The following is a 26421-nucleotide window of genomic DNA, read 5'->3' on the forward strand; positions in this document are numbered from 1 at the left end:
CCGTGTAAATTAACAGTGTTACCCTAATGGGTTAATTAACTTGCAAAATAATTTCTGCGGCGGCGCTAAAGTTGCCGTTAGCGGGTTTGGCGGTGGCAGATACCGGTTCAAGGGTGGCTTTCCACTTGAATTCAGCCGGTGTCGCACTGGCGATATTGAGCTTTTGCTCCTTATCATTGCCATTGGGTGCCAGTAATTTCCCGCTACTGTCGCTGATTTTTATTCGCATCCGATCATCCTGACCATCCTTGTCTTTAACCTTGATATAATTCCCATCGGCAGTCGGGGTTTGTGTGGTAATGGCAGCGGTGGCTGAATATTGCCCATAATCAGTTTTACAGGTGATATCAAAATCCAGATTGCGCTCGACTCCATTATTCAAGGTGCCTGAGGTTACCAGGCCAAAATCGACAATTTTTGTACCGTCAAAAGTACAGGATGGGGTGCTAATAATAGTGATTTGGCCAATAACCAGTTTTTGTGCGAAGTTGGCTTCACTATTGCTGTTCACCCAGTTGTAGGCCGCGGTGCCCGCCGGCAAAACCAACTGACCCGTAGTATTGGACAGGGAGAGTGTTTCCTTGGTCTTATATAACTCAATTCTGAAATAGGAGTTAGCTGGATAAGTCCAACGGCCAATTTCAGTGGTAAATGTCATTGCCCCGTTAGTATTGAACGTACCAAAGGCAGCACCATTACTCCACATAGGCTTAATGGCAATGCCGTCGATATTGGTGGCAAATAATCCCTTGCCCAAATCTGCCCCCAGCAAGGTGCCGACATTTTTGCCGTAAGGGTTACCAATGGCGCAATCGACATAAGTCACTCTGGTCCCTTGCGTTGCTGAATTCGCCTCGGCAATAAACTTGGAGGTATCGGCGGGTGCATCTGCATCAATAGTGATCGTTAACCCAGCTATATTCATGGTGGATGGCAGAGATCCGCCGTCTTTGCTTTCTGTATCAATGGTACAGATGGCGTTTGCTTGCCCGGCGATAACCGCGCCGAATGCCAATATAAAAAGCGTCCTTGTCATGGCTAACTACTCCTGTCCTGCATCAAGTTTAGAAATCAGTTCCGCTGGGATGATTTGCAGTAACTCACCAAAGCTTTTGCCGATAGTTTTTTCTGAAAAAGACAATAGCGCGATGACCGGGCTGCTAGGCTCGGCAGTGGCAAACCATTGGCGAACTTCAATGAGTCGAGATAGCGCATCCGCCCGATTTTGAATCCCTTTTGGCACCGCTGGAACTTGCGCCGCAACGGCTATCGCCGGTGGTGATTGCAAGGGTAAGTGCGGCACGGGTGGATAAGTGGGAGCCGTAGTATCTGTCGGGGCGGTGACCGCCGTGACGATTTCCTCAGGCTGCCATTCTGGGGCCATCGTGTAGGCATCCGTGGCCTCGGCTGGCGCAATGTATTCAGGTGTTTCAAAGGCCATGATCGGGGCGATATCGACCATATCGTCTCCACCAAAGTGGCGTAACACCGTAGTCAATCTGACAAAGTCAGGGGTAACATCGCCGAGAGAATAGCTAAGACGTGTGGTTAATTCCAACAGCAATGCATAAGCTTTCTGCAATGAGAGGATCGCGCTGTCGGAACGGGCCTGCCAATCGTGCTCAATAGCTTGCAGAGTGGCTTCTTCCAGTGCGCCTTCTTCGCGCGGGAACGAATATGCTTTCTCCAGCTCTTTGACTGATATTTGCATTCCTGCGGCTTTGGGTAATAGCTGGTTGCGAAAATCAGCAATAAAACCATCGATATCGTCTAATTCGGCAAAAGCATTGGCCCGCATGAAAGGTTCAAATTCGCCTTCATCAAGTAACTGTGGATGCAGCTCATCCGGCCAGGCACTCAGACACCACAGTAGGGCTTCCAGCCCTTCCTGCACGGCACTTACGCCAATTTGACGCATCCGACAGCGCATCAAAATAATCAGTAGCCGAATGTCGCGGGCTTTACCTAGTAGCTCAAGGCATTTTCGCTCGGTATCGGTCCAGTTAGTGGGCTCAGCGACTTCAACAAAGTTGCCGTACTCGGCAGTCAGCTTGGGTTGCAGTTTTGTTTGCAGCATAAGAAATGCCGAGTCATATTCCAGACTCGGGCCACAGGGATGATCACCTGCAATAGGCTGCATCAGGCGGTGATAATAACCGGTACTATCAGCAATACTGGGTACACTCATGTTTCTTCCTTTTAACGCCATGGGTGGACGTCGTCTAATTTTTCACTCTCGGCTTAGCCGTGATGCTGATGGATTAATAACGGTGCATTTCGGGTTCAAAACTCATTCCGTGTACGTTGGCAGAGACATCGTCCCGGGCTAACCAACTGGTGTATCCCAATTGGCTGGCACCCTCCAACGTGGCCGTGGGGACCTCATCGGCGGTTAACAGCAACTGCACTTCCCAGGCATATTCAAATCCGACAAAGTTACGAACCCATTCACGTAATACCGGTAAATCCTGTCCAGACGGGCTAAAGCGCAGATACTGTTGCAGGCTAAGCGGGCCGAGTATCAGCTCGAATTTATGCTGTCGGTCTAAAACGGTATCGCCCAGAATGGCGCCATCCCCTAACAGCATCGCCGAAGCACCATCGCCCAATTGCGTCTGGTCACTTTTATCCAGAGATATCCACTGTTGGGCGTATTCGACCATGCTAACCGGCACTTCAAAGTAGTATTGCAATGCGCCGACTAAGCCTTCGGGGTTACGCGCTTCACGAATAAGATGTGCAGACGAAGCGAGATGGGCATGCACTGGCAACGCACTCTGTGCCAACTCCGCAGGGTCTAAACCGGCTAAACTACCGATATAAAAAGAGAATTTCTCATCATGTTGCCGGTCAAGCGACGCAGTATCCTGAGAGACAAACCATGCGCGATAAAGCTGTGATAACGCCCGATGATGAAATAGGTCGGCAAAATCGGTCAGTGTGTGGTCATGTAACTCCGCGCGGGTGTAGGCCAGTTCGGTCATTTGCAACGGCATCGCGCCATGCGGCCCCCAGATACCCAGCCCAAAAAGCTGTAGATCCATCTTCCCGTCTTTCATTTCAACATGTGCTATCTCACGCGGAGAGAACGCCATATTGGCACTTTGCCCGATACGGAAGGTTTCCTGTTTCGGCAGCATAGCTTTACCGGGAGCGGGCATCGCAGGTGTACGGGCTGCGTTAGCACGCATCATGCTGATAAAACCGGCATTCCAAGGTTCTGCTTGCTGATACCAGGTATCGAGATTGACGGGGTTCTCCTGCTGCATGCTGTCGTCGGGTTGCATTACAGTACTCCCCGGCGGCCGGGACGGGCTTTCCACTGACCGACACGTCCTCTTTGCATCGAGTGCAGTTCAGTCTCGGTAAACACATTAATCGCGGCATGGCGTGCTAAATAGTTTTCCATGATCAAGCCAAACAGATAGGGGCTGATGCCGGAGAACCCTTCTTCGTCAACGGTCAAGGTGCAACAGATCCCTCGGCCATAAACCAGTAAACCGTTACCGGGGAGTCGTCGGATTACCGGCTCACTTTTGCAGCCAACCAGCGCATCGATTTGATTATTCGATTCAAGATCTGAGGTGTTAACAAACAGGCGTAGCATGTTACGTAGCGACTCACCCCCATTCGCGTGGGTCATATCAGAGAGCGGCAGATAGTTGAAACTGAGCTGACGGATGAGTCGCCAGGCTGATTCATCTATCGCAAAAGGGGCCCGTGGGGGGCTAGGCTGAAATACAAAGTGCGCACCATGTACCGGAGCTGAATCCGACATGGTTAATTCAAAGTTCCCATTACTGGTAATCAACCGTGGCAGGTCTCGGTTAGTCACCTGTGCTTCAATGGATAAATACCGCAGGTTATCGCCGTAGGGGGCTTCTTGTTGGTCAACCAGCGAAACAAAGACCTCGGTACTGGCATAAGGCGTACGGGTATCATATTTACGTTTATTGTTCTGACTCGCTCTGGGTTTGCGGGTAATGGAGAAATAGCGGCCAAAATTACCATTGTCGCAATGGCGGGTTTGGTAGAGGGGGTTGAATACCACCTCTTTACTGGTTTCCGCTTGTTGGCCAAAGACCTTCGTGATTGAGAAAACTTCATAATCGAGCGGGCGGCTTCGATCTGGCACGACGTGAAAGTCATTGAGCGCACGATTAATCTCAATCTTGTCCATACGCTTCTGGAATAGGTTAATCACCGGCGTGCAATTTAATAGGAAGCGAGAGGGGGCAACATGGCTCACCAGCTCCTGAGGCAGCCGGTCCAGTAAGATAATAATCTCCGCTTCGTTAGTGTGATTATTGCGTAGACTTTTGGACAGTTGAGTCAGGGTGAAGAAATAGAACCGCTGGCGACAGGTGAAGTATTCCTGCATCAGGTTATGGCCATGGAAAATATTCCATGACAATGGCAGCAAGCTTTGATCAGGGCTTAACCCTTCAAAAGCAAGAGCATCATTGCTGATAACGGTATCTTCAGCAGTCACGCCGTGCCCTGCGCGGATTATAGTGGCAACGTGGCTGGCATGCAGAAGTTCAAAGATGTGAGAGACGATCCTCTCGTCACCATTGATATAGATAGGCAGTCTATCCAACCCTGCTAGCTGCGAAAATTGTAGGTCGCCGACCAGTTTTAGCTTAATGCGCAAGGCACCCTTTAACCGATGATAGGCAATACGGTGCTTTTCCAGATTAGGCATGTCGGGAGGAATAGAGCTTAGGCGCGCTTCTGTTATCTCCAGCGGCCATAATCCAACATCCTGCCCACTGCGAAATTCACAACGGGTCGTTTCACCGGGGGCGATATGGGTGAAAAACGAACTGCCACGAGGGACATTATAGCCCTGAGTCAGATCACCCTCTTTTAGGTTTGGCTTGAGTTGAATCACCCCCATTGACGGGGTAGGGGAATTGTAATTGGGGTAGACAATATCCAGTAAGCGCTGAGTAAATTTAGGGAACTCTGCATCCAGCTTAATTTGTGTTCTGGCAGAGAGAAAACAGAATGACTCGATCAGGCGTTCGACATAGGGGTCGGCAACTTCAATTCCGTGCATGCCTAAGCGACCTGCTATTTTAGGATGCTTATCTGCGAATTCCTGCGCCATTTCGCGCATAAAAGTCAGTTCTTTATTATAATAATCAAGAAATTTGTGATCCACTTACTGCCTCAGTTGTTATGTCAGCTTTATTTCGCCTAATCAGTCGAATCGTATCTGTTGATTTTCACTTGTTCGGATTTAACGTATTCAGCGATAACGAAACAACAGTTTTATCAATTGCGTATATATACATGGGAATAATAAAAATTATCTTCATCTGTTACATTTATTATGCCGACGAAAATTTGTAATAAATATTTTATAAATCCTGTTTAATAGGTAAATTATTGCACGCCAGAGTTTTCGGCTCAATGCTCTTTAAAACCCTGCTAACGGTTCTGTAGGTGTTTTTGTATGAATATTCAACATAAACAATACGTTGAATTGCTGCTTGCATGTGACTTTAGGACTTTGTTGTGGGCATAATTCCTAAAACAATTCAGTTGTACTTCCATGTTAATCTTGGTCGCATTCTTATTTGTAGGAATTTTCGTACCACTGAAAATGAATAATCCTACAATGGTTGATTTGAGTTCTTAAATATATTCTTTAACGCGGGATATAAACTCGAGCAAAAATCTTAAAATGATTAATATCGGATAAATATACTTTCGTTTTTTATTTTACCCCTTTACTCTTAGCCCCAGAAAAGTTCGTGACGAAATAATAATGACCTCGCGATGCTCCGTAAATACACATAAACATATAAGCTGATATGCACATGACATGTAGAGATGTAGAGATTAATACATGCAGATGTGAAGATGTTAAAGTTTAAAAGACCAGGATAAACAACGTGGCTATTACAAGGAAAAACCTTTTCGGCAAACTGGATGCCACTCTTTTCAAAGGTATTGAAAGTGCGACAACGATTTGTAAATTACGTGGCAACCCTTATGTAGAGTTGATCCATTGGGTGAACCAACTTTGGCATCAGGAAGATAACGACCTTAAACATATTGTTCGCTATTTTGCAGTAGATATAGAGGCTTTTGAACGTGGTTTGGCTCAGGCTCTGGCGCGTTTGCCAGTTGGTGCAACCAGCATCTCAGATTTTTCATATCATATCGAACTCGCAATCGAACGAGCATGGGTGTACGCCAGCCTGGAGTGTTTAGATACACGTATTCGTAGTGGGCATTTGTTACTGGCAATGCTAACCAATATGGAATTGCGCCGGGCACTGTTTGCTATTGCTCCTGAAATGGAAAAAATTCCGCTAGAGCACTTGAGCAGTGATTTTAACTTTATTACACAGGCATCGCCGGAAACTCATGAAGCAGCCACTGATGGCAGCCCAATGTATGACGGCGCATTACCGGGCGAAGCCAGCAATGCGATTAACGGCAAAAGTACCGCGACATTGGCGCAGTACACCACTGATCTGACTGCATTAGCTCGTGAAGGGAAGATAGACCCAGTGCTGGGGCGCAATCATGAAATCAGCACGATGGTGGATATTTTACTGCGTCGCCGGCAAAACAACCCGTTGCTCACCGGTGAAGCAGGTGTGGGTAAAACAGCGGTAGTTGAAGGTCTGGCGCTGGCGATTGTAGCGGGTGAAATGCCGCCGGCACTGAGTCAGGTGAGCCTGTTAACCTTAGATGTTGTGGCACTTTCGGCGGGTGCCAGTATGAAAGGCGAGTTTGAGGCACGTCTGAAAAATGTTTTAGACGAAGCAATGGCTTCACCAACGCCAGTCATCCTGTTTATCGATGAAGTTCACACTCTGGTCGGCGCAGGGGGGAATGCAGGCACCGGTGATGCAGCTAATTTACTCAAACCGGCACTGGCACGCGGTCAGTTACGCACCATTGGTGCAACAACCTGGAGTGAGTTCAAACGTCACATCGAAAAGGATCCGGCACTAACTCGCCGTTTCCAGGTACTTCAGGTCGATGAACCTGATGAAGAGACCGCCATTTCGATGTTGCGTGGATTGACGCCAGCGTTAGAGAAACATCATGGCGTGTGGATTATGGATGAAGCCTTGCAGGCTGCGGTGCGATTATCCCATCGTTATATTCCTGCGCGCCAGTTGCCGGATAAAGCGATTAGCCTGCTTGACACCGCCTGTGCACGTGTTGCTGTCGCGCAATTCTCACAACCAGCAGAATTGCAGCAATTGACTTTCCAGAGCGAAACAGCGCAAACCGAGTTGTCATCGCTGGAAAAAGCACGGCATTTCGGTAAAGGGCAGGATGAGCGTGCCGCGTTGTTGCAAACCACGATAGCTCAGCATTCAGAAGCGGCAAGTAAGCTTGAGCAACGTTGGCAGGCTGAGCGTGAATTGGTCGCCGCGATTACGGCGACGCGAACCGCGCTGTATGAGCTGGTGTCACAACCAACGCCTGATGAAGAACAGCGCCAGCAGCATCAGCAGCAACTAGCTGGTCTGGAAGAGCAACTTTTGCAAGCCCGTAGTGCGCAGCCGCTGGTGCAAGCTGAAGTCAACGCAACAGTGATTGCCAATATAGTGGCGGACTGGACAGGGATTCAAGTCGGGCAGATGCTCAAAGACGATATTCGCGCCGTGATGGAACTGCCGCAGCGTCTTGAGGAGCGAGTGATTGGTCAGCCACATGCGCTAGTCCAGTTAAGCGAAAATATCATGACTGCACGTGCCGGTATGGCTGACCCAAGAAAACCACTGGGTGTGTTTATGTTGGTGGGGCCGTCTGGTGTGGGTAAAACAGAAACCGCATTGGCCATTGCGGAAAGTATGTATGGCGGTGAGCAAAACCTTATCACTATTAATATGAGTGAGTATCAGGAATCACACACTGTTTCCTCATTAAAAGGTTCACCTCCAGGTTATGTGGGTTATGGCGAAGGTGGAGTATTAACCGAGGCCGTTCGTCGTAAACCTTATAGTGTCGTGCTGTTAGACGAAATAGAAAAAGCACATTCAGATGTACATGAACTGTTCTTCCAGGTATTTGATAAAGGCCAAATGGAAGATGGCGAAGGGCGGTTTATTGATTTTAAAAACACTATTTTGCTGTTGACCAGCAATGTGGGTAGTGAACTATTGAGTAACTTGTTAGCTGATCCGGATACTGCACCGGATCAAGATGGAATATTAAGTGCGTTGCAACCTGAATTGCTGAAAGTATTCCCCGCCGCATTTTTGGGTCGCGTCACTGTGATCCCTTATTTGCCGCTCCAGCAGAGCGCGTTGCAGCATATTGTTCGATTACATTTAGATCGTATCGGCCAGCGTTTGCAGTCTCAGCATCAGCTGACGTTGCAATATAGTGATGTGGTCGTTGACGATGTAGTTAGCCGCTGCTCAGTAGCAGAAACCGGCGCCCGTATGCTTATTCGTTATATTGAACAGAATATTACACCAGAAATTGGGAAGTTTATTTTACGTGACCACGATGCAATGCCAAATCAGATTGTATTCGTTGATAAGGTTGAAAATAAATTTACGGTTTCTGTATTGAATGAAAAGATAAGTAATTAAACACATCAAGTTTAAGGGTGTTGGTTAGATATTTATCTCAAAAGGAATTTGCTGTTTCTTGTCAAAATGAAAGGCAAAAAAGAATAGGGAGTGTCTGTTTTTACAGATGTTAACTATATGTGTTTTATTTAAATAATTTAATTGGAAAGTAAACTAAAGGATGAAAGTTATGCGTAAAGTAAATCTGGCTGTATGTGCACTGGCTTTGGCTGTTTCTTCAACAACTGCTTTTGCTGCCTCAAATGGTACTGTTACCTTCAACGGTTTGCTGCAAGATGATACTTGCCAGATTGAAACGGGTACTGAAAATGTGATGGTAACTCTGCCAACGCTTTCTACTAGTGCCCTGCCAGCAGCTGGTGCTGCAGAAGGTTCTACAGACTTCAAAATTTCTGTAGTGGATTGCCCAGTAGCCGTGACTAAAGTTTCTGCTCACTTCAACGCAATCAACAGCGCTGGTGTTAACCCAACTACGGGTAACCTGACCAATAGCGCTGTTGGCGGAGCAACTGGCGCTGAAGTACGTCTGTATAACCTGGATACACCTACCACACAAATCCGTGTAGGTGATACTGGTGCAGCATTTGATGTGACTCCAGGCACTGGTGCTGATCCTAAAGGTACTACGACTCTGACATACGCCGGTGGTTACTATGCAACTGCAGCAACCACTCCTGGTATCGTGACTGCTAAAGTTCAATACGTACTGTCTTATAATTAATTACTCGTTGAGTGATAGGTTTTCGACCCAACTGTAATTGGGTCGTCATACCAAAGTAGTGATAACAACTTGTTGCTAAGGTTACAACAGCATGCATTAGTAACGAGTTGTTATATCACCAGACGTACAGATTTAACTCAATATTATTTGGTAACGTGATGTTTTATAAAACGATTATTGTAGTGTTGTCGCTGATTGCTGGCAACATCCCGACGTATGCTGCTATGACCATCAGTGGTACACGTGTGATATTCCCAGCGGCTCAGAAAGAAGTCAACGTACGCACGAATAATAAAGGCACGGAGCCAGCGTTAGTACAGGTCTGGGTTGATGATGGCAGTACTAATGCCAAAATAAATAATGTCACTGTTCCCTTTATTGTGACGCCGCCGGTATTTCGTGTTGAGAGCGGTAAAGGGCAAAGTGTCCGTATGATTTATAATGGTATGGCATTACCGCAAGATAAAGAATCGGTATTCTGGTTTAACATGCTAGAAATACCAGCAGTGCAGAAAGATAGTGCTGATAAAAATAAATTGGAATTAGCGTTTCGCACCCGAATTAAAATTTTCTATCGGCCAACCGTGTTGGATAGCAGCAGTGCAGAACAAGCTGAAAAGCTGCAATGGGAATTGGTTAACGATAGTCAAAAAGGTCAGGGCGTGAAAGTCACAAACCCGTCGCCTTATTATTTTTCCTTTGACTCTGGCAGTGTAACTGCTGGCGGGAAAAAAGTTGAACTGAAGACAGATATGCTGGCACCACTTTCCACTTCGGTATTTTATCCGACCAGCAAAGTTTCAGGTATTTCAGCAATGAGCTACAAGTTATTAAATGATTACGGTGCAGCGATTGATGGAAATATATCTTTTGCACAAGGTAAAGGAGTGGTTGTTAAAAAATAATAAAACGCTGCGTGGGCAAGGACAAGCGTGTCGGATAGGAAACCGGAAGCTCTTGCTGTGAAAAAGCAGGTAAGCCGTAGGGTATTAAAGGGAGCTTTTGCTCATGAATCATTCATGTATAACGCGCTACTTACAAAATAAAATCGATAGATTAGTGAATTTACCTTACAAAAATTTATTGGGCTTTACGTTAACAATTATAAGTACGACTTTGTTGTTACATAAGAGTGTGATAGCGGCACCATTAGTGAATGAAAATAATGAGACTGAAATTACCGCTGTCGAGTTTAACTCTGATTTTATTCGCGGTTCGGGGATTGATGTTGCACGGTTTATGAATGAAAACCCGGTATCCCCGGGAGTTTATGATGTGATGGTTATCGTTAATGGCAAAATGAACGGAAAGCACAGTATTCGCTTTGAATCCGTTGCCGGCGAATCCACCGCTGAACCCTGTTTTAAATTGGATCAGCTTGATGCACTGGGTCTGAGAATTGAACTGAATGGTTCGACCAAGATAGCGAATGATGTAAAAGAAGCGGCTAAAGATCAGTGCTACAACTTAAGAGATTTAATTAAAGACAGCAGTACGCGTTATAACTCGGGGGACTTTGAGCTTTCAATCACGGTTCCACAGTTTAATTTAGTGAAACATCCGCGTGGCTATATTAGCCCCAGTTTGTGGGATGCAGGTGCCCCAGTCGGTTTCCTGGATTATAACAGCAACGTGTATGGCGTTTTTAACGGTAATAGAGATGACGGGTCAAGGTCGAATTCGTATAACGCCAACATTGGCTTGATTACCGGTCTCAATCTTGGTGAGTGGCGGTTAAGAAAACGTTTTAATACCCGTTGGACCAATGATGGTGGTACGCAAACCCAGAATTTATATGGTTTTGCGGCCACGGATGTCACCTCGCTGAAGAGTCAGTTAACTCTGGGGGATAGTGATACCCGCGGCAGTTTATTTGAAGGATTTGGTTTACGGGGGGTTCAACTGGCATCCGATAACCGAATGTTAGCGGAAGGGGTTCGAAATTACTCACCGGTGATACGGGGAGTGGCGGAAACCAACGCCAGAGTCACGGTGACTCAGCGTGGGCAGACGATATATGAAACCGTCGTTACACCGGGGGCGTTCGAACTGACTGATATCGGCACCATGTCATACGGTGGTGATTTAGAAATGACGGTGACCGAATCTGATGGCCGTACCCGTAGTCAACGAATTCCGTTTTCAGCGCCGCCGATGTTGCTTTACCAAGGGGTATCCCAGTTTGATATCGCTGCTGGTCGATTGAATGATAATACGGTAAATGCGAATCCGACGATTGTACAAGGTGCGTATTACTACGGGCTTGGCAACACTTATACGCTGTATAGCGGAGCGCAGCTGGCAGAGAATTATAGTTCGGTGGGGATCGGTAACGCATTCAATACCCAAATTGGTGGGATTTCATTTGATGTCACCCACGCAAGAAGTGAATTGAGTGATGACAACCGTTCATCAGGTAATAGTTACAAAGTTGACTATACTAAATATGTTGGTGAGACCGATACCAACCTGACGTTGGCGGCATATAGATACTCATCCAGCGGATTTTATACTTTTAGAGAAGCGAGTCAGGATCACTACGGCAGCATAAACGCTAACAGCGCTTATGATTCTCGTACCCGTAACCGTTTATCGGTGAGTGTTTCTCAGCGGGTCGCTGACAATATGTCGCTGAACCTGAATAGCAGTTTTTATAGCTACTGGGGAGGGCAGGATGCGTCGCAGCAGTATGCCGTGACCTTTAATCATTCGCTGCGTTATTTCTCTTATGCGCTGACGGCAATGCGAACCAGTAATAGCAGTTACACCAGTAGTGATGACGACAGCAGTAATAACGATTACCAAAACAGTTATATGGCGTCTATTAGCATCCCGCTGGGTGGCAGTATCGTGAAGCGACCATTGTTTAACTCATTGTATTCAATGGCCAGCCATGATGATGCAGGAAATACGCTAGTGCAGATGAATGCCAGTGGTAGTCAGGGTGAGCAGAGTGAGCTGGGTTATGGTGTCGGGACGTCGTACAGCAGTGGTAATGACACTGCCGCGAGTAAGACGGTGACCGGTAACATGAGTTACAAGACCGGAGTAGGCCAGTACGGGATGACGGCATCAGCGAATAACAGCTCTTCTCGCCAGTTGTCTGCCTCTGCTAACGGTAGTGTAGTGGCTCACCAGGGAGGAGTAACTATCGGCCCACGGCTTGGTGATGCACCATTTGCCATCGTGCATGCTGAAGGCGCTGCGGGAGCTAAGTTGTTTAACGGCAACGGAGCGACAATTGATAGTCGTGGCTATGCCATTATGCCGTCGATGACTGCATACCGTGAAAACACAGTAGCGATTGATTACAAAGGATTACCTGATTCGGTAGATGTGCTGGAGAGTCAAAAAGTAGTGGTACCGAGAACAGGAGCAATGATCCCGGTCACGATGAAGACCATTACTGGCGCACCATTAGTGCTTATCGTCAGGGATGAAAATAAAGAGTTTCTCCCAATTGGTACGGATCTATTGGATGCGGATGGTGTGAGTCAGGGGATTGTCGGGCAAGGTGGTATGGCATTTATTCGCGGTTGGGGAACGGGTTCACAACCCCTGCAGGTCATCAGAAATGGTGGTAAAGATAAATGCCGTATTCACTCAGGCACGGAAGCAAATGCTACAGCGAAGGCAGAAAGTACGCATATAACACAGTTGGAGGTGGTATGTCTTCGTGGTTAAAAAGTAATGTTGTACTGAAACTTTTATCGTTTCTGCTATTGCTGGCTGCGGCTTTTATCGCGCGCCAGCCCGCTCAAGCAGCCAGTGCATGTGCTGGAGCGGCAGATTGTAAAGTTCAGGTTTCATTTACCGGTGAGTATCTGGAAGATACCTGTGAAGTCAGTATTGATGGCGGTTCTTCTTCAGAGTCAGTTTTATTACCGACTTTGTCGACCACCGAATTAAAAACTGATAGAGCAGAAGCGGGTAAAAAGCAATTTCAAATTGCGCTGAATAAATGTCCGGTAAATAGAACAGTGTCATTACGCTTTATAGCTGCTGGCGCTACCATGCCGGACGCAACAACCGGAAATTTACAGAATGAAGTGGCTGATGATTTCAGCAAAAACGCGCAAATCAGATTAAGTAAAGCTGCAGGGCAACAAATGGTGGTTGGCGATGAAAATAGTGTACAGGAATATGTTATTTCCAGTTCTGGTGCAGATGTCACCCACTATTTTTTAGCGGGTTATTATGCAAAAGGTACGAATACGGTAACCCCTGGGCAGGTTAGAGCAACTGCCGGTATTGAGTTGGTTTATAAATAGGGGGAGCACGTTTTAGTATTATTTTTTACATATGATCTCTCCAATAGCGGTTCAGGAAGCTTATTTCCTGATGATATTTACAATACGTTTTGAATAAAAGGCATATATGGTTAGTAAAAGTAATTCCCAAAAATTTATCGCTCGCAACCGAGCGCCACGCGTGCAGATTGAATACGATGTGGAAATATATGGTAGTGAGAAGAAAGTTGAATTGCCATTCGTCATGGGTGTGTTGGCTGATTTATCCGGCAAGCCGCTTGAACCTTTACCTTCAGTAGCAGATAGAAAGCTGCTGGATATCGACATCGATAATTTCGATGAGCGTATGAAAGCAATGAAACCACGTGTTGCATTTGCTGTGAAAAATACGCTGACGGGTGAAGGGCAGTTAATGGTAGATATTACTTTTGAGAGCCTGAATGACTTTTCTCCCGATGAAATTGCTAAGAAAGTCGATTCTCTGTCTCAATTGTTAGATGCCCGTACTCAATTGGCAAACTTGCAAACCTATATGGATGGCAAGGCAGGTGCAGAGGAATTAGTAATGAAACTTCTGAAAGATAAATCATTACTGGCAACACTGGCATCCGCACCAAAAACAAAGCAATCCGCTGCTGATGCTCCACAGTAAGATTGATTAGGAAGAGAAAAACCATGTCCACTTTAGAAGTAAAAAATAAACCGGCTGCAGCAGCGACCGCTACCGAATATAGCGATTTTAATTCGTTATTGACCAAAGAATTCAAGGCGAAGTCTGAGCAGACTAAAGCGGCAGTAGAAGGTGCTGTTAAGACGTTAGCTGAGCAGGCGCTGGCTAATTCGGTAACTGTATCGGACGATGCTTATAAGAGCATTGCCTCTATTATCGCTGAGATCGACAGTAAATTGTCAGAGCAGATCAATTTGATCTTGCATCACCAAGAGTTCCAGTCTCTGGAAAGTGCCTGGCGTGGCCTGCACTATTTAGTGAATAACACTGAGACTGATGAGAAATTGAGATTGCGTTTCCTCGATATCTCTAAAGATGAATTACGCCGTAACATGAAGCGTTATAAAGGTGTGGCGTGGGATCAAAGTCCATTATTCAAAAAAGTATACGAAGAAGAGTATGGCCAATTGGGTGGCGAACCTTATGGTTGCCTGGTGGCGGACTACTACTTTGACCATACTGCGCCTGATGTTGACCTGTTGGCTTCAATCGGTAAAGTTGCCGCTTCTGCACACGTACCGTTTATTACGGGGGCTGCACCGTCAGTATTGCAGATGGAGTCCTGGCAAGAACTGTCAAATCCACGTGATTTGACCAAGATCTTCACGCAGAACCTTGAGTATGCAGCCTGGAACTCACTGCGTCAGTCGGAAGACTCTCGTTATATTGGTCTGGCAATGCCGCGTTTCCTGTCACGCCTGCCATACGGTATTAGCACTAATCCGGTAGATGCCTTCCATTTTGAAGAGACTACAGATGGTGCAGATCACAGCAAATATGTGTGGTCCAATGCGGCCTATGCCATGGCTGTTAACATCAACCGTTCATTCAAAGAATATGGCTGGTGTACTCTGATTCGTGGTGTGGAAAGTGGTGGTGTGGTTGAAGGTCTGCCATGTCATACCTTCCCGACCGATGATGGCGGCATTGATATGAAATGCCCAACAGAAATTGCTATTTCTGACCGCCGTGAAGCGGAATTGGCCAAAAATGGCTTTATTCCACTGGTTCACAGAAAGAATACTGATTACGCAGCATTTATTGGCGCGCAGTCACTGCAAAAACCAGCTGAATATTACGATGCAGATGCGACCGCTAACGCCAACTTGTCTGCGCGTTTGCCATATCTGTTCGCTTGTTCACGTTTCGCCCATTACCTGAAATGTATCGTGCGTGACAAGATTGGTTCCTTCAAAGAGCGTGATGAGATGCAACGCTGGCTGAATGACTGGGTCATGAACTATGTAGATGGTGACCCGGCAAACTCTTCTATCGAGACCAAAGCTCGTCGCCCATTGGCTGCAGCTGAAGTTATCGTTGAAGATGTTGAAGGTAACCCAGGATATTACCAGGCTAAATTCTTCCTGCGCCCTCACTTCCAATTGGAAGGTTTGACTGTATCACTGCGCATGGTTGCTAAATTGCCTTCGCTGAAAGATGTTGCGTAATTAATATTACAACTGGAGCCTGGGAATGATATTTCCGTAAGCCCTGTTGTAAGCAACAGAATTTAAATACATTTAATTGGTATTTATTCAGCATAAAAGTATGTGTTTTCGTGCAATACATCGCGCGAGGGCTTACGTCATTCAATGCTGAGCATTGGGTGACGTTAAAAAAGTAGTGCATAGGTAAAGTATTGTAATAGTCAAGAATAAACTATTTGTAATGCTTATTTTCATAGGAAATGGATGTGTTTTCGTAAATTCATTACGTTGGCCTTCCTACACTCAGTGTTTTTCATTGAGTGAAATTAATAGAAGTGCTAGAGAGGATTATTATGGCGCAAGATATGTTTATTAAAATTGATGGTATCGAAGGTGAGTCTTTGGATGCTAATCACAAAAACGAAATTCAGGTATTGGCCTGGAAATGGGACGTTTCTCAGCACTCAAATATGCACAGTGGTTCAGGCGGTGGTTCAGGTAAAGCATCTGTTTCCGACTTCTGTTTCACGCATTATACCGATAAAGCAAGCCCGAACTTATTGAGCTATTGTTTGTTAGGTAAGCATATTAAGAATATCCAATTCGTTCTGCGTAAAGCGGGTGGCGATCCACTGGAATATCTGACTATTAAATTTACCGATGCAATCATCACTCGTGTTGATATGGGTGGTTCTCTTGAAGATGAAACTCGTCCACGTGAAGAAATTCGTTTCTCATTCACCAAGATGACTCAAGACTACGTTATGCAGAATGCTGAAGGCCATAAGTCTGGCGTTATTTCTGCCAACTACGATGTTAAAGCTAACCAGCAAAGCTAAGTAATGCTGTCTTAGATAAGACATTAAACTTGCCACTTTAGGGTGGCAAGTTTTCTTGGTGACAAGGCTTATTCGTAATATGAGTTTTAACCAAATATAGGTTTTATCCACAATAGATGTAACAAGGCCCGATAGTGGCACAGGTAATAGGCAAAGTGATGAACCTGACATTGACTATGTTATTGTGGATAAAACTTAAGGTTTTTATTTAATTAGGCTGAGTATGAAAAAAGATATCCGCTGGTTTAATCGGATGACACAGTGCTTTTTTGTGACATTGGTTGTGCTATTGGTCATGGCATGTAGTTCTAAGCCTCAACCTGAAGTGGTTGATAAATTGTCCGTCGAGCTTACTACGGCAAAAGATATCAATCCAAATGATAAAGGGGTGGCTAATCCGTTAAGGATCACCGTTTACACGCTTAAGAGTATGGATGAATTTAAGTCGAGTGATTTCTTCACTATTACCCAAGAGATCACGCCATCACTAAAAGAACAGATGGAGAAAGTGTATGACGGAATCATGCTACCTAATGAGACAAAAAAAATAGAGCTGACGCTAAACAGTGAAATCACTGCAATCGGCGTTGTTGCTGCTTACCGTGAAATTGAACAGGCGGAGTGGAAAGCGGTTATTAGCCCGTTACCCAAGAAACCGGTGCGCCCCTGGTATAAAAAATTATGGTCAGGGAAGCAACAAAATGATCCCGGCGTGAAGGTGAGCGTCGAGCGTCTGTCAATATCAATCAAAGAAATGGATTAAGTCGTGAGAACTAACAAAGTCGTTTGGAGTGAGGGTCTTTTTCTTCGCCCGCAGCTTTTTCAACAGCAAGAGCGTTATCTTGAGTATTACGCCCATAAACGAGCCGCTACGATTACCCCATTCTTTTGGGGATTCGCGCAATATGAAATTGATCGCGAAGCGCTCTCCTATGGCAAATTGGTACTGCGATCTGGCAAAGGGGTATTACCGGACGGTACACCCTTCGATATTCCCGGTCATGCGGAACTGCCTGAGCCACTCACCATCACGTCGGATCATTTGGGCAAGCTAATCTATCTGGCGGTTCCGTTGCGCCTGGATAACAGTGATGAAACTATTTTTGACGAATATGACATGAGTTCATTGGCGCGTTTTTATGCCTATGAAGCTGATCTGAACGATACCAATGCTATTCGTCAGGGGCCGAAGCCGGTGCAGTTGTCGCGGCTGCGGCTTAAATTGGTTTCTGAAAGCGAAATGACTGAATCATGGATTGGGTTGCCACTGGCCAAAGTCAGGGCGATTCAGCCTGATGGTAGCGTATTGCTGCATCTGGAAGATTACATTCCTCCGGTGACAGGATACGCGGCGAGTTCACTGTTGTCAGAGTGGCTGACCCATCTTAATGGGCTGGTCAAAATGCGAGCCGATATGCTGGCTAAACGTCTGTCAAACAGTGATGGTAAAGCCAGCGCCAGTGCTGAAATTGTTGACTACTTGCTGCTGCAAATTTTTAATAAATACGAGCCAAGTCTGGATCATCTGCGCAATATCCCAGAATTGCCGCCCATCGTGCTTTATCAGGAACTGGCCAAATTTGCCGGTGAGTTATCCACCTTTATTCGCACCAAAACGCGTCGGCCGCGGCCGGCTCCGGGATATGACCACGGTAAACTCTATTCGTCGATTCGCCCATTGGTGGACGATGTACATGAATTGCTCAATCAGATTCTGGTGCGTGCGGGGCAGATGATCCCGCTGGACCCGAAAGGGAATGGCGTCTGGTCAGCCTCTGTGCTGCCTAACGAATTACGTTCGTTTTCCAATTTGGTATTGGCTGTTCATGCACAATTGCCAATGGACGTATTGCAGCATCAATTCTCAGTTCAGACCAAAATCAGTGCGCCGCAGCAGTTGCATGAATTGGTGCGCTCACATTTACCAGGTCTCGAATTACAACGCTTACCGGTTCCACCGCGGCAAATTCCGTACAGTGCGGGATACGTTTATTTCGAATTGATGAAAAGCGGGCCGTTCTGGGACAAAGTTTCCAATGCTGGGGCCATTGCACTACACGTGGCTGGCGATTTCCCTGCATTGAAAATGGAGCTCTGGGGGATTAGAGATTCATGAGTGATAGCAGTGAATTGAACCCAGGGATACCGATGCCCTCTTTTGATCAAAGCAGAGATGCGGATACTAATCCGCAGGCATTAGGCCACTTCTTGCTTGATGAGCCGAGTACCTACACCGAGAGCACACCCTCTGGCGCGGCGGCGTTCAGCCATGATGCTACGCGCTCGCCGGGTTTTCAGCCCTATGATACCGCCCAACTTCGCGGTGAAAGTGTGCAACAGCGAGTGGCTAAAGCGGTGGCTTCCCCAACGCCATTATTGGAGGCGGCACAGCCGTTATTACGCGCCTTAAGCGAAATGCCTCAAAAGATAGCGGATGCCTCACAGGTTCAGATATTAAAAGAGAGCCTGAAGAATGAGATAACCCTGTTTAGCGTGGTATGTGATGAAGCGGATATCTCGTGGAAGAAAATGGCGATCGTCCGTTATTGCCTGTGTACCGCGTTAGATGAAGCAGCTCACACTATGTCGTGGGGCGTAATGTCTGGCTGGTCGCAGAGCAACCTGCTGAACCATTTTGAAGGTGATAACGACGGCGGGAATAAATTTTTCCTCTTAGTCGGCCGCCTCTCAATGAGTCCGCATGAATATGCTGATTGCTTAGAAGTATTGTTGCATATTTTGGGGCTGGGTTTTGAAGGTCGTTACAGCATTATCGAGGATGGTGATCGACAACTAACTAAAATCCGTCAGGGTTTGTTAACGCTACTGCAAAGCACCCGCGATACAGTTCCCACCGCACTGTCTCCCCACGGATTGGTCACGCATCAGTTCAGAAAACGTCGTGGGATCTTTGTGCCGGTTCGTGTGTCGATGTTGCTGTGTGGTTTCCTGATAGCCGCTACCTTTATTGGCAGTAAATACTTTCTCTCTGTACCGGAAAGCGACTTACTGAAAAGAATGGTGGCATTGCAACGCCCGGTCATTGTACCACCAGTGGCAGTACCGAAACTGCGGCTGGCTATTTTGTTAAAAGATGAGATAGCAAAGCAATTAGTGAGTGTTGATGAAACAAGTAGCCAGAGCAAAGTCATCTTTAAAGGCGACACCATGTTCCAGGTGGGTTCGGATAAGGTCCGGCCGGAAATAATGAGTGTTATTGAGCGTGTTGCGCAGGAAGTTCATCGGGTACAGGGGGCGGTACTGATTATTGGGCATACCGACTCCATGCCGATTAACAAACCCGGCTTCCCGAATAACCTGGTGCTTTCTGAGAAACGAGCCGCCAATGTGGCGCGCTTTATGGAAAAAGCAGGCATCCCGGCAGACAGAATTCGGTTCGAGGGGAAAGGCGATGCGCAACCAGTAGGCAGTAATGACGATGCAGCAGGGCGCTCACAAAACCGTCGTGTAGAAATCTTTGTTAATTATTGAGATATAGAATGTCTTATTTGAATCGATTGTTTTCTGGCTGGGCCATGAAACGAATATTGCTGGTTGGCTGCTTTATGTTGCTGGCTGCGGCGATATGGTTTTTGGGGCCTTTCCTCGGATTTGGCGAGGCACGACCTCTTGAAGGTTATGAACCCAGAATTATTTTCTTATTGCTGGTCCTGGCCCTGTTATTGGGTTTCTGGTTTAACGTGCCACGGTTCGTTATGCTGGCGGTGCTCGCTTGCGCCGCAGTATGGGTCATCACTCCATTTATACTAGTCGGGGATAGCCACCCGCTGGAAGATCCGTTACGCCGTGGCGCAATTATCGCTTTTATCGCCTTTATCACCATTCTTTATGGTGTATGGCGTTTTATGCGGGCTTTAGCACTCAATCCTGCGCTACTGGATAACTTTATCAACCCGAAGAAAGGTCAATCTGAACTCGAACCTGACCTGTCTGAAATCAATGCGATGATTCGCAATGGCATAAATTATGTCCGCCGTATTCACAGTGGCATTCCAACCTGGAAGCGTTTTTTTGTTTCCAGCCGCTGGCGTAGCGAACTGCCTTGGTTCATGGTGCTGGGCACCCAGAGTGCCGGTAAAACCTCGCTGATCCTCTCATCAGGACAGGATTTCCCTCTGCCTGAACAGTTGGACCGCATCGGTAAAGAAAATACACCGACTCAGCATTGCGAATGTTTGTTCTCTAATGATGCACTGTTTTTAGATACTGCCGGTAAGTACATTGATGACGGCAAAGAGCACCAAATTGAATGGAATGGCATCCTAAAGGCGCTAAAAAAATATCGCCCGGTCAAAGCGGTTAATGGCGTAATTGTGGCTATTTCGGTCACCGACATTTTGGGTAAAAGCAAAGCCGAATTATTGACTCTGTCGGCCACCTTGCGGGCACGTTTAGATGATGTTCGTGGCGCGCTCGGTGTTCGTTTTCCGGTATATGTGACTATTACCAAACTGGATCAACTTTCTGGTTTTGATGAGTATTTCCGTAATTTAACGGCCGAAGATCGCGAGCAGATCTGGGGCGTGACTTTCCCTTATAACGAGGAGAAAGGGCGTGCGGATATGGCGCTTGAGCAGCAGATTAGTAGCGAGTTAGCGCTACTTGAAAATCGCATTAGCAACAACATGCATGTCCGTCAGCAGGAAGAATATTCCGTGACTGACCGTAAAGGCATGTACGCGTTGCCTCAGGATTTCAGGCTGTTATCTCAGCGGGTGACTGAAGTCTTACAGAATGTGTTCTTCGCCTCACGCTTTGATGAGACTAAGTTTCATACCACATTACGTGGGATCTATTTTGTCAGCAGTTGCCAACCTGCAAAAGTTGAGCTGTTAAATAACAGCACCCTGGTCCAGAAATGGCGCAATGTTATCAGCCATAAGAAGCCTGTATCCCCGGCCTCGCTTTCCCAAAGAAGTGATGATGAAGGTCAATTGATCAGCGAAGCGGGTTATGGAAAACAATATTTCCTTAAACAGTTATTCCGCGACGTCATCACCCAAGATGGGGATTTGGTGAGCTATAACCTCAAAGTGCAATCCAAATACCGTTTCCAGAATTTGCTGGGGCACATGGCCTGTATTGGGCTGGCAGTGTGGCTGGTGTGGGCATTCCTCATTAGTTTCCAGCATAACGACGGCTATTTACAGGCGGTTGGGACGAAGCTCCAGCATTTAGAGGGTTCAGTTAGCCGTTATGTTAAAACCACCAATGAGCAGATGTTACCCACGTTATTGAATGCCACTCAGCAGTTACCTGAGTACGGCACGCTGGATGTGGAAAATCCGAGCCTTGATTGGCGTTATGGCTTATACACCGGCGGAGCTATTTCTCGTGGTGCGAACAGTTTGTATCAGTTCTTCCTGCAAAAATATCTCTTCCCGATGGTGGAACGTGAGGCAGAGGTTTCATTAAAAAATGCAATCAATACCGGGGATTCTGACGCTGTTTATAGCGCTCTGAAACTCTATTTGATGCTGACTGATGAAGAGCATTTTGATCAGAATTATGTGGTTGATCAGGTGACCCAAGCTTGGCAGAAAAGTGGAAAAATTGAGCCATATGAAGAGAAGGGTATTTTTGCCTCGCATTTGAACATGCTTTTCACGCAAAAAGCGTGGCGACAATATGGACAAACAGCCGATAGCGAACTGATTAAACAGGCTCGGGCCATGCTGGCGGAAAAAACAGTCACCGCCAGATTGTGGAGCCGCGTTGAATCTCAATTACAGGCACAAGCACCGGCCAATCTGACATTACGCAAAATGGTGGGTGAGAACGCAACACAGGTTTTTACCCTATCGGATGACGAATTGCTGCATGAAGGGATTCCGGGGTTATATACCCATGATGGTTATCATCAGGTGGTTAAAAAAAAGCTTACGCCATTGCTGATGCAGCTTCAGCAAGAGGATCGCTGGGTGATGGCTCAGCCACTTTCTTCCGCTTTTGATCCCCTAGCGTTACAGCAAGATGTACTGACAGTGTACTTGAAAGAATATACCAATTACTGGAAACGCTTCCTCTCCAGTGTGCGCCTGATTTCTGTTGATGCTGACAGTGGAGAGTATGCACAAGGGTTGTCTTTGGATATTGCGCTGTTGAGAACACTGGTGTCGGAAAACTCACCTTTACTCAATCTGGCAAAGCAGGCAGTAAAAGAAACGACGTTGGTCGAAAAGGTAAAAGAGAAAACGCTGCTTGACGATATCAATATAAGAAATCAGGGCAATTTAGTAAACCAGGCCAAAAAAGTGCAGGAAAAGATCGCCTTCCGCGAGAACAAACTGGTCCAGGAATTTGTTGATAGTCGCTTTGATGCCTTACGGACTTTTGTTAATGGCGAGCCCAGTGATGGCGGGGATAACAATAATCTTTCTGTACTTCAAGGTACCCAAATAAGCCGGGTAATAGGTGCATTAAATGACCAATATACCCGCCTGGTAGTGTTTAACAGCGCCTTCGAATATGGCGATATTCCCCCGATCTCTAATGGCGGTGATCGCATGGCGATAGAGTCACAAACCTGGCCGGATCCGTTTAGCAATATTATTGCACCGCTGTTAACGGGTTCGGCGCAAAAATTTGAAAGTAAAGTGATTTCCCACACGTCGAAAGCCATTGATATGGGGGTTGGTGAAATATGCCGTAATACATTACAGGGACGCTATCCCTTTGCTGACAGTGAGAAAGTGGTCAGCTTAAATGATTTTGAGCGCTTCTTCGGTGCTGGCGGTACGGTGGATAGTTACTTTAAGAAGAACCTGGAAAGTAAAGTTGATACTAGCATGAGCCCATGGCGCTATAAGGGCAGCGCAAGTAGCGAAGGTCTGGAATTCTTTGAACAGGCGGCGGTTATCCGAAATGCACTATTTAATGCCAGTGAAGGCCGCAAGGTCGCCTTGGACTTCTCGGTATCCGTGCGTTATTTAGCCCCTTCGATTACGCAATTAATCATGAATTTTGACGGGAATGTTGTGCGTTATTCCCACGGCCCAGTGACGCCGTCATTCTTTAAATGGCCGGGAGTTCGTCAAGGAACAATAGTGAGTTTAACCGCTCAGCGCCAACAAGCTTCAGCGATGCCAGACATCCTGCTACGTGGCCCTTGGGCATTACTGAAATGGGCTGATAAGGCCGATGAAGTGTCACAAGATGCCAGTGGCATGCAACTTCTGACCTATGTTATGGGCAAAGATCGCGTTGCGCTGGAGGTGTCCGGTTTGACTTACGGTAATGAGAGTATCAGCGAACTGCTTAGAGGCTTCCAATGCCCGAGTGCACCCAACGAAAGCATGCATGAAATTTGGTGATTTAACAGGAAGTTAAAGCTTACAAAACTATGGATTTGGAGGCAGTACAGGTATGAAAAATTAATGAAACCGACTCGTCATTATGAACAGACAATTAAAAGTGTGATTAGCACTTTGCGATATTAACCAGATATTAGGTATTAGTATGTCAAGGACAATAAAGTTGAGCAGCCCGGCTATGCCCTATTTATTGGGTGAGCCTGCGCTGGTACTGTCGAAGTTAGAAGGAGAGGAAGCCTTTTCGACTTTGTATTCATATACCATCACGGCAAAAACGCCGGCTAACCCATCCATTCCTTGGCAGACGGCCTCCAATGTCGATCTCAAAGCCTTAATTGGTAAAGAGATGACCATTGAAATAGAATTGGATGGTAACGGCCTTGATTATGAAAGAGGTGTCGGTAAAGGCACGCGTGAAATTTCTGGCTTGGTAGAAAAAGCCAGGTTTATTGGCCGTGATGCTAATCAGGCCATGTTTGAAATTGTCCTGAGACCTTGGTTCTATCTGACTGATTTGACTTCTGACTTTAAAATATTTCAGAACAAAAATGTGGTAGATATTATTGATGAAGTGCTCGCTGATTATAACTTCCCGTTTGAAAAACGGTTGGCGACCACTTATCCAATACTCGACTTCCAGGTGCAATACGGTGAAACTGACTTTAACTTCCTCCAGCGTTTGATGGAAGAGTGGGGTATTTACTGGTTCTTTGAACATGATGATCATAAACAAAAATTAATTCTGGTCGATCATGTCGGTGCTCACAAACGCTATTTCAGTGAAGCCTACCACACCATTGAGTATCTCTCGGATGAGCCAAAGGCCGGCGAAGAGTACATTACCCAATTCCAGACTCAGGAAACGCTGACGACTGGGCGCTGGGTCTATAACGACTATGACTTTACCAAGTCTCGTGCTGACATTTTGACCATGGACAGCAAGCCGCGTAAAACCAGTTTCAGTGATCTTGAAATTTATCAATGGCCTGGGGATTATGATCAACCGGACATCGGCGAACATCTCGCACGGGTACGTATCGAGGAGCGCGGTGCATTGGGTTCACGCGCAGTCGGTTCCGGTGAAGTCCGTGGCATCGTCTGTGGTGCTAACTTTGAACTGGAAGGCTTCCCGGTTGATAAAGCCAATCGGGAATACATGGTTATCTCCAGCCGTTTGTCGGTGTCCGAAGTAGCACAGCTGTCACATGGGGATGAGTTTCACTATGAAACCACTTTTATGGTTCAGCCGACCACTAAGATCTATCGTCATCCACAGCTCACACCCAAGCCAAAAACCAGCGGGCCACAGAATGCTATCGTGGTGGGCCCCCCGGGGGAAGAAGTTTGGACCGATGAATATGGTCGGGTAAAAGTGCGTTTTGTCTGGGACCGTTACGGCAAAAACGCTGAGTCCGACTCATGTTGGTTACGGGTGAGTCAGGCTTGGGCTGGGAACAGTTTTGGTGGAATTTACATTCCGCGTATTGGTCAGGAAGTGCTGGTGGACTGTATCAATGGCGACCCGGATCGCCCACTGGTCAGCGGTAGTCTCTACAATAACGTGACTCGCCCACCGTGGGATTTACCTGCGAATGCCACACAAAGTGGGATGGTCAGCCGTACCATTGGTGGTGGGCTAACCAACTATAACGGTGTGCGTTTTGAGGATAAACCAGGCCTGGAGCAATACTGGGAGCAGGCTGAGCGCGATATGGCGCGTCTGACGAAAAATGATGAAACGCAAATCATTGGCGCTAATGCCGATCTGAGTGTGGGATCCAATCGCAGCGTTCTCGTGGGGGCTAACTCGACATCAACTGTGCTCGGTGCTTCGGCGCAATCCATCGCGCTGGCTTCCTCCATACACGTGGGGGCCGCACGTAGTGTCGTTGTGGGGGCGACCCATGCTCTGAATGTGGCTTTGGCCAATGCCACCAACGTGGGCGGTGCCAACCTGACCAACGTCGGTGGCTACAATGCCCTTTCTGTCGGTGGCGCTCATCAGGTTGCCGCTGGTGGTGCTGCGACACTGGTTGCGGGCGGTGCCGTGGCGATCGGTGCGGGTGGTGAGTTGGTGCTCAGTGCCGATATCATCAAGATTATCGGCAAAAAGAAAGTTATTATTCAGGGGGGAGAAATCCATCTTAACTCTGATGACTGTTGTGGTGGCGGCGGTGGCGGTGCAGGTGGTGGTTTAGCCGCGCTTTCAAGCCTGGCGGGTCTGAAGTTACTGGGAGGAGGAATTGGGCTACCATTGCCATTACCACCATTGCCGATACCGCCGATTATTATCCCGACGGTACCGCCAATTGACCCACCAGATCCTACAGATCCGCCAACGCCGACCGAGACGCCAACGCCGACCGAGACGCCAACGCCGACCGTGACGCCAACGCCGACCGTGACGCCAACGCCGACCGTGACGCCAACGCCGACCGAGACGCCAACGCCGACCGAGACGCCAACGCCGACCGTGACGCCAACGCCGACCGTGACGCCAACGCCGACCGTGACGCCAACGCCGACCGAGACGCCAACGCCGAC

The 26421-nt window shown here is 47.0% G+C and carries 17 protein-coding genes; 13 read left to right on the top strand and 4 right to left on the bottom strand.

Annotation, left to right across the window (positions count from 1 at the left end; all coding sequences use genetic code 11):
• Positions 1–31: 31 nt before the first annotated feature.
• From ACNSO8_RS20610 to tssF, 4 genes are all read right to left on the bottom strand, one after another.
• A complete protein-coding gene (locus tag ACNSO8_RS20610) occupies positions 32–1036 on the bottom strand; it encodes a fimbrial protein (protein WP_418395747.1) in 1005 nt (334 codons plus the stop codon).
• A 6-nt stretch (positions 1037–1042) separates the two neighbouring features.
• Positions 1043–2188, bottom strand: a complete 1146-nt coding sequence (locus tag ACNSO8_RS20615) for an ImpA family type VI secretion system protein (RefSeq protein ID WP_418395748.1) — start codon at positions 2186–2188, stop codon at positions 1043–1045.
• Positions 2189–2261: 73 nt separating this feature from the next.
• Complete coding sequence (gene tssG / locus ACNSO8_RS20620) at positions 2262–3287, bottom strand: type VI secretion system baseplate subunit TssG (RefSeq protein ID WP_418395749.1); 1026 nt, start codon at positions 3285–3287, stop codon at positions 2262–2264.
• A complete protein-coding gene (tssF, locus tag ACNSO8_RS20625; RefSeq protein WP_418395750.1) occupies positions 3287–5167 on the bottom strand; it encodes a type VI secretion system baseplate subunit TssF in 1881 nt (626 codons plus the stop codon). Before tssF ends, tssG begins: the two co-directional genes overlap by 1 nt.
• Before the next feature lie 736 nt (positions 5168–5903).
• On the opposite strand from tssF, the gene tssH reads away from it, so the two are divergent.
• The 13 genes from tssH to ACNSO8_RS20690 form a co-directional block, all read left to right on the top strand.
• Entirely contained in the window at positions 5904–8576 is a 2673-nt protein-coding gene (tssH, locus tag ACNSO8_RS20630; protein WP_418395751.1) for a type VI secretion system ATPase TssH, read from the top strand.
• A 169-nt stretch (positions 8577–8745) separates the two neighbouring features.
• Entirely contained in the window at positions 8746–9297 is a 552-nt protein-coding gene (locus tag ACNSO8_RS20635) for a fimbrial protein (protein ID WP_418395752.1), read from the top strand.
• A gap of 158 nt (positions 9298–9455) precedes the next feature.
• Entirely contained in the window at positions 9456–10202 is a 747-nt protein-coding gene (locus tag ACNSO8_RS20640; protein ID WP_418395753.1) for a fimbria/pilus periplasmic chaperone, read from the top strand.
• Positions 10203–10305: 103 nt separating this feature from the next.
• On the top strand, positions 10306–12981 hold the full coding sequence (locus tag ACNSO8_RS20645; protein WP_418395754.1) for a fimbria/pilus outer membrane usher protein: 2676 nt from the start codon (positions 10306–10308) through the stop codon (positions 12979–12981).
• A complete protein-coding gene (locus tag ACNSO8_RS20650) occupies positions 12966–13568 on the top strand; it encodes a fimbrial protein (protein ID WP_418395755.1) in 603 nt (200 codons plus the stop codon). Before ACNSO8_RS20645 ends, ACNSO8_RS20650 begins: the two co-directional genes overlap by 16 nt.
• A 106-nt stretch (positions 13569–13674) precedes the next feature.
• Positions 13675–14199 (top strand): type VI secretion system contractile sheath small subunit, encoded by a 525-nt coding sequence (gene tssB / locus ACNSO8_RS20655; RefSeq protein ID WP_005157572.1) that lies wholly within the window; start codon positions 13675–13677, stop codon positions 14197–14199.
• Positions 14200–14222: 23 nt separating this feature from the next.
• Positions 14223–15725 carry a type VI secretion system contractile sheath large subunit gene (gene tssC, locus ACNSO8_RS20660; protein WP_418395756.1) on the top strand — a complete coding sequence of 501 codons (1503 nt, stop codon included), beginning with the start codon at positions 14223–14225 and terminating at the stop codon, positions 15723–15725.
• Between the two features lie 332 nt (positions 15726–16057).
• Entirely contained in the window at positions 16058–16543 is a 486-nt protein-coding gene (locus ACNSO8_RS20665; RefSeq protein ID WP_418395757.1) for an Hcp family type VI secretion system effector, read from the top strand.
• Between the two features lie 223 nt (positions 16544–16766).
• Positions 16767–17306 carry a type VI secretion system lipoprotein TssJ gene (gene tssJ / locus ACNSO8_RS20670; RefSeq protein ID WP_418395758.1) on the top strand — a complete coding sequence of 180 codons (540 nt, stop codon included), beginning with the start codon at positions 16767–16769 and terminating at the stop codon, positions 17304–17306.
• Positions 17307–17309: 3 nt separating this feature from the next.
• Positions 17310–18659: a type VI secretion system baseplate subunit TssK gene (tssK, locus tag ACNSO8_RS20675; protein ID WP_418395759.1), complete on the top strand. Its 1350-nt coding sequence runs from the start codon at positions 17310–17312 to the stop codon at positions 18657–18659.
• A complete protein-coding gene (gene tssL, locus ACNSO8_RS20680; protein WP_418395760.1) occupies positions 18656–20035 on the top strand; it encodes a type VI secretion system protein TssL, long form in 1380 nt (459 codons plus the stop codon). Before tssK ends, tssL begins: the two co-directional genes overlap by 4 nt.
• Positions 20036–20043: 8 nt before the next feature.
• Positions 20044–23877 carry a type VI secretion system membrane subunit TssM gene (gene tssM / locus ACNSO8_RS20685; RefSeq protein ID WP_418395761.1) on the top strand — a complete coding sequence of 1278 codons (3834 nt, stop codon included), beginning with the start codon at positions 20044–20046 and terminating at the stop codon, positions 23875–23877.
• A 145-nt stretch (positions 23878–24022) separates the two neighbouring features.
• Positions 24023–26421: type VI secretion system Vgr family protein (locus ACNSO8_RS20690; protein ID WP_418395762.1), on the top strand; the 2399-nt coding region annotated here is incomplete at its 3' end.

The sequence above is a fragment of the Yersinia sp. LJYL362 genome (assembly GCF_048323875.1).

What these genes read in the sequence shown, in the direction of transcription:
- ACNSO8_RS20610 (WP_418395747.1), bottom strand. Translation starts at nt 1,036, where the DNA reads ATGACAAGGACGCTTTTTATATTGGCATTCGGCGCGGTTATCGCCGGG.
- ACNSO8_RS20615 (WP_418395748.1), bottom strand. Translation starts at nt 2,188, where the DNA reads ATGAGTGTACCCAGTATTGCTGATAGTACCGGTTATTATCACCGCCTG.
- tssG (WP_418395749.1), bottom strand. Translation starts at nt 3,287, where the DNA reads ATGCAACCCGACGACAGCATGCAGCAGGAGAACCCCGTCAATCTCGAT.
- ACNSO8_RS20635 (WP_418395752.1), top strand. Translation starts at nt 8,746, where the DNA reads ATGCGTAAAGTAAATCTGGCTGTATGTGCACTGGCTTTGGCTGTTTCT.
- ACNSO8_RS20640 (WP_418395753.1), top strand. Translation starts at nt 9,456, where the DNA reads ATGTTTTATAAAACGATTATTGTAGTGTTGTCGCTGATTGCTGGCAAC.
- ACNSO8_RS20645 (WP_418395754.1), top strand. Translation starts at nt 10,306, where the DNA reads ATGAATCATTCATGTATAACGCGCTACTTACAAAATAAAATCGATAGA.
- ACNSO8_RS20650 (WP_418395755.1), top strand. Translation starts at nt 12,966, where the DNA reads ATGTCTTCGTGGTTAAAAAGTAATGTTGTACTGAAACTTTTATCGTTT.
- tssB (WP_005157572.1), top strand. Translation starts at nt 13,675, where the DNA reads ATGGTTAGTAAAAGTAATTCCCAAAAATTTATCGCTCGCAACCGAGCG.
- tssC (WP_418395756.1), top strand. Translation starts at nt 14,223, where the DNA reads ATGTCCACTTTAGAAGTAAAAAATAAACCGGCTGCAGCAGCGACCGCT.
- ACNSO8_RS20665 (WP_418395757.1), top strand. Translation starts at nt 16,058, where the DNA reads ATGGCGCAAGATATGTTTATTAAAATTGATGGTATCGAAGGTGAGTCT.
- tssJ (WP_418395758.1), top strand. Translation starts at nt 16,767, where the DNA reads ATGAAAAAAGATATCCGCTGGTTTAATCGGATGACACAGTGCTTTTTT.
- tssL (WP_418395760.1), top strand. Translation starts at nt 18,656, where the DNA reads ATGAGTGATAGCAGTGAATTGAACCCAGGGATACCGATGCCCTCTTTT.
- tssM (WP_418395761.1), top strand. Translation starts at nt 20,044, where the DNA reads ATGTCTTATTTGAATCGATTGTTTTCTGGCTGGGCCATGAAACGAATA.